Below are 12,995 nucleotides of genomic sequence, written 5' to 3' on the forward strand. Positions count from 1 at the left end.
TTACATCCGGCCTTCACCAGCTCGCACGTGAGTACGGAAGCACCTTGTACATGGTGCTCCTTGCGGCTTACACAGCGTTGTTGTCGCGTTTGAGCGGACAGGAAGACATCATCGTCGGGTCGCCGATTGCCGGACGTCCTCACAAAGATCTTGAGCCCATACTCGGGATGTTCGTCAATACATTGGCGCTTCGGACGCGCCCGGAGGGCGGGAAACCATTCGCGCAATATTTGCAGGAAATGCGTGAAACCGCATTGGAAGCCTATGAGCACCAGGATTATCCGTTCGAAGAGCTGGTCGATCAGCTCGGCGTGACGCGGGATATGAGCCGAAATCCAGTGTTTAATGCCATGTTTATTCTTCAAAACATGGAAAAGCACGACATGGATCTTGCAGAAATAAACGTCCGGCCGGCCCATTTCATACACCAAATTTCTGTATTCGACATAACGTTAATTGCGGTTGAATCAAATGGAGTCATCCGCTGTGAGATGGAATTCAGCACAGATATATTCATGAAAACTACGATTGAACGCTGGGCAGCTCATTTTACCGAATTTTTGCATTCGTCGATCATCAATCCTAACACAAGGCTTTCAGAACTGAACATACTTGATGAAAACGAAAAACAAAAATTAGTAATGGAATTCAACAACACTCAAGTTGAATTTCCTCAAACTGAGTCCGTGTTCCATCGTATGTTTGAAGCGAAGGCTGAGGAGACACCAGAACATTTTGCCGTAATTGATGGGAAAGAACACATTAGTTATCGGCATCTTAACGAAAGAGCCAATCGTCTGGCACGGACACTGCAAAAAAGAGAAGGGGCGAAACCGGTCGTTGCTGTTTTAGCGAAGCGATCCATTGATGCGGTCGTTGGTATTCTGGCAGTTATGAAAGCCGGCGGAGTGTATATCCCGATCGATTCACACTATCCAAAAGCTCGAATTGAATATCTTCTTCAGGACAGCGGAGCAGACATTCTTCTTATACAGCGTGATTTGAAACACTTGATTTCAGAGGCAGCCGAGTGTGGCATTTCCCGCCTCTGCCTTGATGATGAGCAATTCTTTGAAGCAAATTGCTGCAACCTTGCTTCAGCTCCTGTTCCTGAGGATTCGGCATATATCATTTATACCTCAGGAACAACGGGTGCGCCTAAAGGCGTTATCGTTTCACACCGGAATTTTATGCATGCTGCTCTCGGATGGCGCAGGATTTATGAGCTTGACCGGATGCCTGTCAGACTGCTTCAAATGGCGAGCTTTTCCTTTGATGTCTTTTCAGGTGACTTGGCGAGAGCTTTGGCCAACGGAGGAACATTGGTTATTTGCCCTGATGAGATGAGATTGGAACCTGCGGAATTATACAGAATCATGAATTCTCAGCGAATCACGATCATGGAGTCCACTCCGGCTCTGATTGTGCCGTTTATGGAGTATGTGTACCGCAATCAGCTCAGTCTTCCTGATTTAGACATCCTGATTCTTGGTTCCGATATGGTCAAAGCGCAAGATTTTAAAACACTGACGGAGCGCTTTGGCGAAAACATGCGCATCATCAATAGCTACGGAGTCACAGAAGCCACGATCGATTCAAGCTGCTATGAAATGCGAATGGGTGAAGAGTGTACCGGGGAACACGTACCGATCGGCTGCCCGCTCCCGAATGTACAAATGTACGTACTCAGCCAGAGTGATCAAATTCAGCCGATCGGTATTGCAGGTGAGCTGTGCATCGGCGGGGCAGGCGTTGCAAAGGGTTATCTCGGAAGGCCTGAATTAACGGAAAAGAAATTCACGGAAAATCCATTTGTACCCGGGGAAAGGCTGTACAGAACAGGAGATCGGGCCTGCTGGCTTCCGAACGGCACTCTCCGCATTCTCGGCCGGATGGATCATCAAGTAAAGATAAACGGTTACAGAATCGAAACAGAAGAAATTGAAAGTGTCCTGCTTCGAACGGGACTTGTCAGGGAAGCTGTTGTTGCCGTTCAAAATGACAAAAATGGCCGGGCTGGTTTAACAGCATATGTAATACCTTCAGATGTTGATACGACGGCGCTTCGTGCTGTTTTATCAAAAGACCTGCCAGCTTATATGATTCCCGTGTATATCATTCCTTTGGAAAACATGCCGCTGACCTTAAACGGAAAGCTGGACAAAAATGCCTTGCCAGCTCCAAATGAAGTTTTCTCGAGACCATATACTCCGCCACTCAATGAAAAGCAAAAAATGACAGCACAAATTTGGGAGGATGTGCTGTGTATGTCTCCAGTCGGCATTCACGATTCGTTTTTTGAACTTGGCGGAGACTCTATTAAAGCACTGCAGGTGTCAGCCCGGCTGGCAGCGGAAGGCTGGAGCATGACCATACGGGATTTATTCCGCTTCTCAACGATTCACGAGCTAAGCGGTCATATCACTCCGCTGGTATCTCAGGCGGACCAGGGACCGGTGCAGGGTGAAGCAGAGCTCACACCGATTCAGCGCAGATTTTTCGGTCAGCGCCAAGCTTTTATCAAACATTACAATCAATCCGTCATGCTTTTCAGCGAAAAGGGATTCGATACTGGCTCACTTCGCCGAGCGCTGCGCAAATTGACCGAGCATCACGATGCACTCCGTATGGTTTTTAAACAAGATCTTACCGGACGTGTCGTTCAGTACAATCGCGGAATTCAGCTCACCGAAACAGAACTGTTCGGCCTTCATATAGCAGATTGGACAAAAGATTCAACTGAATGGATACACTTGGAAGAAAAACTAGCTGCTGAGGAAAGGGTCCTTCAAAGCAAAATGAATGTACAAGACGGACCTTTGCTGCAGGCGGGTTTGTTTAAAACAGCAGTTGGGGATCATCTGCTGATTGCCATCCACCATCTCGTGGTAGATGGCGTTTCTTGGAGAATTCTGCTCGAAGATCTCGCTTCTGCCTATCAGCAGTCTTTGGATTACACAGAGATTCAATTGCCGCCGAAAAGTGATTCTTATTTATTCTACGCTAACAGTCTTTCGCAAATAGCCGATAGCAAACAATTGTTAACGGAAAAAACCTATTGGCAAACGATATTGGATGCTTACGCGGCTTTTCTGCCCAGAGACATCGGCGATATACCGGACAGACATCAAATCAATGCTGAGACAGCGGCATTTATATTATCTGCTGGCTGGACAGAAAAACTGCTGTTTGAAACCCAACAAGCCTATGGGACTGATGCAAATGAGCTTTTGCTGACTGCTTTAGGAATGGCGCTTTCTGGTTGGACCGGACACGAGCAAATTGTGATCAGCACTGAGGGGCACGGAAGAGAAGGGCATGTTCCGAATATTGATATGTCCCGTACGACAGGGTGGTTCACTTCTATTTATCCTATTCTGCTTGACATGAGTGTTCCAAATCCTTTTGAAGATCAGCTTGCCTACCGAATCAAAACGACTAAAGATATGCTGAGAAGAGTGCCAAACAAAGGGACCGGTTACGGATTATTAGCACAAAAAGGAGCCATTGAGCATAAAGAGCCTGACGTCAGCTTCAATTATCTCGGACAATTTAGTGAAGGGAAGGAAACGGGTGCGTTTCAACTGTCTCCTTACCAGCCTCGTTTCGAAATAGCGGGGGAGAGAGAAAGAGAGTATGAGCTGGACATCAATGCTCTGGTAACAGACGGACGCCTTCAAGTAAAAGCGATATACACAAAAGCGTTCCGGCAGCACACAATTGAGCGGTTTATGGACAGTTTTCACAGCCATCTAATCGAGATTATCGAGCATTGTTCAAACAAAAAAGAACGAGAAAAAACGCTGAGCGATTTCAGCAATAAGGAATTGACACCATCTGCATTATCGAGCATTAAAAATCTCGTGAAAGATCTTTAACTTTTGGAAAAAGGTGTGTGGAATTGATGACGCAAGCGACACAGATCCAAGATATTTATCCGCTATCGTACATGCAGGAAGGGATGTTGTTTCATTCACTGCTGGATTTCAGCTCAAAAGCCTATGTCGAACAGACCTCGTTTACGATTACAGGGAATCTATGCATCGACTCATTTCAGCAGAGCTTACATCTTCTTGTTTCCCGGTATGATATTTTCAGAACGATTTTTATTAAAGAGGTGCCGGATCTTACAGGTCCGCAGCAAGTTGTGCTGTCAAAACGTGAATTGACTGTTCATAGGGAAGATCTTTCTCACCTGAGTCATCATGAACAGCTTGCCCTGATCGATGAATTTATGAAAAAGGATCGGGAAAAAGGGTTTGATTTACAAAAAGATCCGTTAATGCGGCTTGCCCTTTTTGAGAGAGGAAACAGCCATTATACATGTGTCTGGACGCATCACCATATCATCATGGATGGCTGGTGCCTGGGCATAATTCTTAAAGAGTTTTTCGGCATGTATGAGTCACTCAAAAAGGGCAAGCCTGTACAACTCGGCAGCACGGTGCCGTACAGCCGCTATATTGAATGGCTTGGAGAACAAAATAAAGAAGAAACTGCTGCATACTGGAGCGATTATCTGAGGGAGTACGGCAATACCGCTTCTATTCCCGGGATAAAAAGCAGCTCAGCAGATGGACATTATGAAGCTGCTCACATCCGTTTTGCATTAGAACCGGAAATAGTTGAGAAATTGACAGCCGTCGCTAAAAAATGTGGAGTCACGTTAAACACGTTATTTATGACGATTTGGGGAATTCTTCTTCATCGGTACAATGCCGCGGATGACGCAGTGTTCGGCTCTGTCATTTCCGGACGACCGTCAGAGATCGACGGGATTGAGTCAATGGTGGGGCTGTTTATTAACACAGTTCCGGTCCGGATTCGATCTCATGAAGGCATGTCATTTTCTTCACTTGTCAAAGCCGTGCAAGAGGATATTTTGGCGTCTGAACAGCATGGTTATTATCCTCTTTATGATATTCAGAACCACAGTCCGTTGAAGCAAGGATTGATCGATCATATTCTTGTGTTTGAAAATTATCCTGTACAGCTTCAGCAGGCATTAAACATCGGAAGCGAAAATGAAGAAAACGCTCTGAAGCTGGATGACATTTCAATGTCAGAACAAACCAATTATGACTTTAATATTGTGATTGTTCCGGGTAAACCGTTTTATATCAAATTCAGCTATAACGCCGCCGTTTATCAACAAGAGGAGATCCGGCGGATTCAGGGGCATTTCAAACAAGCGCTCCATTGTATTTTAGCAGATCCCGAAATTGCGGTCAGCGATATCAATATTGTGCCGCCTGAAGAACGAAAGGTCATTCAATCGTTTAACGCGACAGACAGACCATATATAAACAAAACGGTATTCCACATGTTTGAGGAACAGGCTTACAAAACACCTGAAGCGGCTGCTTTGAGGATGGGAGATGAATGTTGGACATACCGCCAATTAAATGAACGGGCCAATCAGATTGCGCACACCCTGCTGGACAAGGGAGCAGGAGCGGGCGCTATCGTAGCTGTCATGATGCGGCGGTCACTGGAAATGGCTGCTGCTCTGCTTGGGGTTTGGAAAGCAGGCTGCGCTTATATGCCCCTTGATCCAAATTATCCGATAGAACGCCTTTCTTTTCTGCTGCAAGATAGTCAAGCGTCTCTTTTGCTGACAGAACAAGAACTCATTTCCTTCCTCCCGTTGGACTATAAAGGCAGTATCGTAACGGCAGAACATACAACGAGTCGCAAAACTGTTTCTCCTGATGCGTCATTTGGTGAACTTGCCTATCTGATCTATACATCAGGAACGACAGGCCGCCCTAAAGGTGTGCTCATTAATCATCAAGGTATTGCCAATACATTGCAGTGGAGACGTGAAGAGTACAGCATGACCGAACGGGATATCGCGCTTCATCTGTTTTCTTATGTTTTCGACGGCTGTGTGACGAGTTTGTTTACTCCGCTCATATCCGGTGCGTGCGTACTGCTGACAACGGAGGACGAGGCAAAAGACGTGTTCGCTCTTAAACGGAAAATAGCCGAGCACAAGGTCAGTCATATGATCATAGTTCCTTCCCTGTACCGGGTGTTGTTGGAAGTGCTGACTGATGAGGATGCAAAAAGCCTTCGAATCGTAACATTTGCGGGAGAACCCGTGACTTCCGATCTCCTTGAGACCAGCCGAAAGATTTGTCCTTCCGCAGAGCTGGCAAATGAATACGGGCCGACGGAAAACAGTGTGGCAACAACAGTACTGCGTCATCTCAATGAAAAAGAGCGGATTACGATCGGACGTCCGATTGCGAACACAAAAGTATTTGTTTTGCACGGAAATCAGCTGCAGCCGATCGGCGCGGCGGGTGAACTGTGTATTTCCGGCGCGGGTCTCGCGTGCGGGTATTACAAACGAGCGGAGCTGACAGAAAAAGCATTCACAGACCATCCATTCCTTAATGGCGAACGTATATATCGTACCGGCGATGCTGGGCGCTTTTTGCCGGACGGAACGATTGAATACATGGGACGTTTTGATGATCAGGTGAAAATTAGAGGCTATCGCATCGAATTGAGCGAGATTGAAGCCGTTCTTCGGAAGGCACCCGGAGTGAAGGAAGCCGCGGTAATAGCCCATGATGTTTCTGCCGGGGAAAAGGAACTTGCGGCTTATATCGTTCCGAAAATGGGAGACGGCCTCCCGGATCTGCACCAGCGCCTTGCCGGAACATTGCCGTCCTATATGATTCCTGCAAACATCATCAAAATCAGCCGGATGCCGTTAACATCCAGCGGAAAGCTAGACCGTTCCGCACTTCCCGCACCTGCGGACACAACGAGTCAAACGTACATCGCGCCTCGAACCATAGCTGAAGCTGATCTTGCACGCATTTGGGAAGAAGTGCTGCATAAGCCGAAAATCGGTATCCGCGACGATTTCTTTCAATTAGGTGGACAGTCCTTAAAAGCGGCCACACTCGCATCAAGAATACATAAAACGCTGAATATCGAGCTGCCGCTCAGTGACGTTTTTTCTTATCCGACTGTGGAAAGCATGGGAGCCAAACTGATGGGCTTAAAGGAGCAGGCTTTTACACAGATTGAGCCTGCCGATGCGAGAGATTTCTATCCGCTGTCTTTCTCGCAAAAAAGATTATATGCTCTTCACCAGCTGGCAGCCGACAGCACAGGCTATAACATGCCGGCGGTACTGAAATTATCCGGAAATGTGGATCTTCCTCGGTTGAGAAAAGCTCTCACAGAACTTGTGAATCGACATGAATCATTGCGTACTGTCTTTGTGGCAGACAACGGGGAGCCGATGCAGATCATTCATCCAGAGATGACCTTCGAGCTGCAAGAGCTTGAAAATGAATCAGACCATTTACTGCAGTCTGCAATCGCGTCCTTTATCAAGCCGTTTAATCTGTCGGCCGGACCGCTTTTTAGAGCAAGTTTCATTTCTATGGGCAATGAGAACGCCTTTTTGCTGCTCGATATGCACCATATCATTGCAGACGGAGTCTCTATGGGCACCCTTGTCCAAGAATTTACTGACTTATACTGCGGAAAGGAGCTTCCCGCTTTAAACCTGCAATATAAGGACTTTGCCGTGTGGCAGCTGGAGAGGTTTTCGGGGGAACTGTACAGCAAACAGGAAGCCTACTGGCTCAATCAGCTTGGCGGCAGCCTTCCTGTATTAGATTTGCCGCTTGATAAAACGAGGCCGCGCCTGCCTGATTTCAGCGGCGGAACATTCGAAGTGAACATTGATAAAAGAACGGCAGATGAGCTGCAGCGCATCATGTTTGAAACGGGAACGACAATGTATATGATCCTTCTGGCTGTCTACTCCATTTTGCTTTCTAAACTAAGCGGGCAAGAGGATATTATTGTCGGGTCGCCTGTTGCCGGAAGACCGCACGCCGATTTGGAGCGGGTCATCGGGATGTTCGTGAATACATTAGCCATGCGAAGCCAGCCTGAGGGTGATAAAACGTTCCGCTCATATTTGCAGGAAATTCGCGAACTGGCTCTGACAGCATTTGAAAATCAAGATTATCCTTTTGAACAGCTTGTCAATCAGCTTGATATACACCGGGAGGTCAATCGCAACCCGCTGTTTGATGCGATGCTCGTGCTTCAAAACAGTGAAGATTTTCAGTTTGATGTGCCTGGTTTATCGATTTCGTCTGTAACTCCGGCACACGAAGTGTCTAAATTTGATTTGACGCTACACGCTGAGACGCATTCAGATGGCATACGCTGCCGTTTTGAATATAGCACCGCCCTTTTTGAAGAAGAGACGATTGCACGGTGGGCATCCTATTTTATCGGGCTGGTGCGAGAGATAACGGCTGATATCCATATGAAACTATCAGAAATGCAGTTGCTGTCTGCGTCAGAGCGCAATTTGCTCATTGAGAAGATGGGACAGTATGCTTGCTATCCAAAAGATGAAAGCATTGTAAGCGTATTTGAACAACAAGCAGCTGAACATTCGGAGCATATTGCAGTGGTATACGGTCAAACCCGGCTCACTTATCAAGAGTTGAATGAAAGAGCTGAGCGGACAGCGGCTATGCTGATTAAACAAGGAGTCCGCACCGGAGATATTGTCGGTGTAATGCTCGATCGGTCACCTGATATGGTAATTGGCATTTTATCGATTTTAAAAGCCGGAGGAGCATACTTGCCGATTGATCCTGAATATCCTCAGGAACGCATCAGCTTTATGCTCAATGACAGCGGAGCGAAAATTCTTCTGACAGATTACGGACAAAACAAACCAGCCGGGTACCAAGGACAAATGCTGTATATCAATGAGTCTGAAAACGAACCGATCCCTGGAGATTTTAGAGTTCGAGAAACAGCGGCAGACCAGCCGGCATATGTGATTTACACATCCGGAACAACGGGGCAGCCAAAGGGGGTTATTGTCGGGCACCGCAATGTTATCAGTCTATTAAAACATCAAGATATGCCTTTTGATTTTGGCAGTCAGGACGTCTGGACTTTATTTCATTCATATTGTTTTGATTTCTCCGTATGGGAAATGTTTGGTGCGTTATTGAACGGAAGTACACTGGTTGTGGTCTCTAAAGAAACAGCCCGTGACCCCAATGCATTCCGGTTATTGTTAAAAAAAGAAGGCGTCACAGTACTCAATCAGACCCCGACTGCTTTTTACGGCCTGATGCATGAAGAACAAAACCATACGGATCGTTTAAATATCCGATACGTGATTTTTGGCGGCGAAGCTCTACAGCCCGGCATGCTTCAAAGCTGGAATCAGAAATATCCGGATACTGATCTGATCAATATGTACGGCATTACAGAAACGACAGTGCATGTAACATACAAGAAACTGTCCGCAGCTGATATCGCAAAAAATAGAAGCAATATCGGAAAACCGCTGGCAACTCTGCAAGCTTATGTGATGGATGCTTATATGAACCTTCAGCCGACCGGAGTTCCGGGTGAGCTGTATATAGGCGGGGAAGGCGTAGCGCGAGGCTATCTCAACAGGGACGAACTGACCTCCGCCCGCTTTGTCCCCAATCCTTATCTTCCGGGGAACAGATTATACAGAACCGGAGATCTTGCAAAGCGCCTGGCAAATGGAGAGCTGGAATACATGGGCCGCATTGATGATCAAATAAAAGTCAGAGGACATCGTATTGAGCTCGGGGAAATCCAGGCGGCTCTTCTTCAGCTTCCAATGATCAACGAAGCGGCTGTCATTACAAGAACTGATCAGCAAGGCCAAACAGCTGTATATGCTTACATGGTGACAGATGATAGACAGGTCGCGAATGTATCAGACATCCGTGCTTCACTGAGAGCCGTTCTGCCTGATTTTATGATTCCTGCCCGTTTTATCCAGATTGGCAGCATCCCGCTGACGGTTAACGGGAAGCTCGATCAGAAAGCCCTGCCTGAACCTGATAAACTCACTCAAGCTGATGATGATATCAGTCCCAGAAATGAGATTGAAAAGGCGATGGCTGAAATCTGGGAGGAGCTGCTTGAGGCGGAGGAGCTAGGTGTCAGCGCCAATTTCTTTGAGCTCGGCGGGGATTCGATAAAAGCCCTGCAAGTTTGCGCAAGGCTGAAGCAGCGCGGGTTTGAAACAACAGTGCGTGAAATGTTTGAGCATCAGACCCTTGGCGAACTGTCCGCCCGGGTTCGGAAAGTCCTACGCGTCATCGACCAATCGCCAGTCGAAGGCGAGATGCCTTGGACACCTATACAGCGGTGGTTTTTCTCGCAATCTTTGGAAGCTCATCATTTTAATCAGTCCGTCATGCTGTACCGGGCTGAACGATTTGATGATGTTGCGCTTAGAGAGGTGCTTAAAAGCATAGTGAAGCATCATGACGCATTGCGAATCGTTTGTCGGTACGAAGATGGAAGACCGGTACAGGTGAACAGAGGAACAGATATTCCAGATGATGAGCTTTATGCTCTCGAACTGTTTGATCTAAGAGACAGTACGGCTCAAGTACGCAGAGAAATTGAGGATGCTGCCGACCGGATGCAGCAACAAATTCGTTTGGAAACCGGCCCTATGCTTCATGCTGGATTGTTCAGGGCGCAGGACGGCGACCATTTGTTTCTGACGATTCACCACTTAGTCATTGATGCAGTGTCATGGCGAATTTTATTCGAGGATTTTTCAATTGCATATGAGCAGGCAGTCTCAGGAGAACCCATAGTGCTGCCGCAAAAAACAGATTCATATTTAACCTATTCACGAAAAGTCGCTGACTATTCGGGGAGCCGCCGGCTGCATCGTGAAATCGCCTATTGGAATGATCGCGAGAACCGGCATATCAAACCTATCCCTAAAGACCATGATGTCGCATCGAACACATTCAAAGATACACAAGTGATCGATGTCGAGCTGTCCCGTCAAGACACGGAATTGCTGTTAACCGCCGTAAACAAAGCATACAGTACGGAGACAAACGATATCCTTCTTTCGGCATTAGGCCTTGCTTTGCAGAAGTGGACAGGCAATGACGAGTTTAAAATCAGCATGGAGGGCCACGGCAGAGAGGCGTATCTTGATGACATTGATATTAGCAGAACAGTCGGCTGGTTCACCTCCATTTATCCTGTATGGCTTGATATAAGTGAGTTTGATCAGACTGATAAGGATGAGTGGCTGGGCCGCCACATCAAGCAGACAAAAGATATGCTGCACCGCATACCACATAAAGGCACAGGCTACGGAGTACTGAAATATATGAACAACTTATGGGGGTCTGAACAAAGCAACCCGGAAATCAGTTTTAATTATTTAGGTCAGTTTGATCAGGATATTCAATCAAAAGCCTTTGAGGTTTCTGACATTAAGACGGGGAATGAAATCAGCCCGGATTGGGAGCGGCCTTATGTTCTCGATATCAGCGGCGCCGTTTCATCAGGGTGTCTGAACATGCACATCATCTATAACAGGTTTCAATTTAATGAGAAAACAATCCGGGCATTTGCCAGTCATTTTAAACACGCTTTGGAAAACATCATTCAGCATTGTGCAGGCAAAGAAAAAAGAGAATGGAGTGCAGCTGATTTCACTGATGAAGATTTAACGCTTGATGAATTGAGTGAGATTATGGGAGCCGTCAACAAACTACAGGGAGAGGAGATTCGCTGATGCCCCAGCAACCCGAAATACAGGACATATACCCTCTGTCTTTTATGCAGGAGGGGATGCTTTTTCATTCGCTGTATGATGAACAGTCAAGAGCTTATTTTGAACAGGCGTCATTTACGATCAACGGACAGCTTGACTTGAACCGTTTCCAGAAAAGTATGGACGCTGTTTTTGACAGATATGAAATCTTCAGAACGACATTTATCTATAAAAATGTAGCCAAACCTCGTCAAGTCGTGCTCAAAAATCGTCCTTGCCGTGTTCATTTTGAAGATCTTTCTCAACTCGATGAGAGAGATAAAGAACATTGTACCGAAGCTTTTAAAGAGCGGGATAAATCCAGAGGCTTCGATCTTCAAACTGATGTACTGATGAGAATATCGATTTTGAAATGGGCGCCTGATCATTATGTTTGTATCTGGAGCCATCATCATATTTTAATGGACGGTTGGTGCTTAGGCATTGTCATTAAAGACTTTCTCTGCATTTATCAGGCATTGGGAGAAGGGCGTCTTCCTGATTTGCAGCCGGTTCAGCCGTATGGGACGTATATAAAATGGCTGATGCAGCAAGACCGTGAAGAAGCAGCTGAGTATTGGAAAAAAAGGCTTCAGCATTTCGAAAAAGCTTCACCTCTTCCTAAAAGAAGCAATCAAAAGTCAGCAGGGATATTAGAACAGGTTACATTTACGATTTCTGAAAAAGAGACCTCCGCATTGCAGAAAATCGCAGCAGCTTGCGGTGCAACACTGAATACTGTTTTCCAAGCTTTGTGGGGGATCTTGCTGCAAAAAATCAATCGGTGTGACGATGCTGTGTTCGGGTCAGTTGTATCAGGCAGGCCGTCTCATCTGGAAGATGTAGAAAATATGGTCGGACTTTTTATCAATACGATTCCCATTCGAGTCCAAACCGAATCCCACTCTTTCTCTGGCCTTGTCAGCAGGATGCAAAAGGACATGGCTGATGCAGAAGCGTACAGCTATTATCCATTGTATGATATTCAAGCTCTGAGCACCCTGAAACAAGAGCTGATAGATCATATTATCGTATTTGAAAATGTGCCGACCCAGCAAGAAATTGAAGGACTGAATCAGGCTCGATCGTTCGATTTCTCGGTTGAGAACTTTGCGATGACAGAAGAGACCAACTATGGATGCAGTGTCAAAGTCATTCCAGGGAGGACATTGTACGTACGGATCAATTTTGATCCCGGTTTTTATGAACCCGGTATTATGGCCGAGATAAAAGATTATGTAGAGCACATGATCTCAACTGTCATCTCTGATCCGACCCTTCCTGTATCAAAGATGACATTACTTGATGGAAGCAAGACACGGAACATGATTTCTGAATGTAACCACACAGAATCTGCTTTTCCTGCAGCCCC

At 46.4% G+C, this 12,995-nt stretch carries 3 protein-coding genes; all 3 read left to right on the forward strand.

The features are described from left to right. The coding region (locus BTR1S_RS21130; RefSeq protein WP_156483226.1) for a non-ribosomal peptide synthetase at positions 1-3,878 on the forward strand (3,878 nt) is incomplete at its 5' end. 26 nt (positions 3,879-3,904) lie between these two features. Continuing rightward, positions 3,905-11,605: a non-ribosomal peptide synthetase gene (locus BTR1S_RS21135; protein ID WP_029418916.1), complete on the forward strand. Its 7,701-nt coding sequence runs from the start codon at positions 3,905-3,907 to the stop codon at positions 11,603-11,605. Further along, on the forward strand, positions 11,605-12,995 hold a 1,391-nt coding region (locus BTR1S_RS21140; RefSeq protein ID WP_255131874.1), incomplete at its 3' end, for a condensation domain-containing protein. The genes BTR1S_RS21135 and BTR1S_RS21140, both read left to right, overlap by 1 nt.

The sequence above is a fragment of the Bacillus sonorensis NBRC 101234 = KCTC 13918 genome, from assembly GCF_001592005.1.
In the GTDB taxonomy this organism is placed as follows: domain Bacteria; phylum Bacillota; class Bacilli; order Bacillales; family Bacillaceae; genus Bacillus; species Bacillus sonorensis.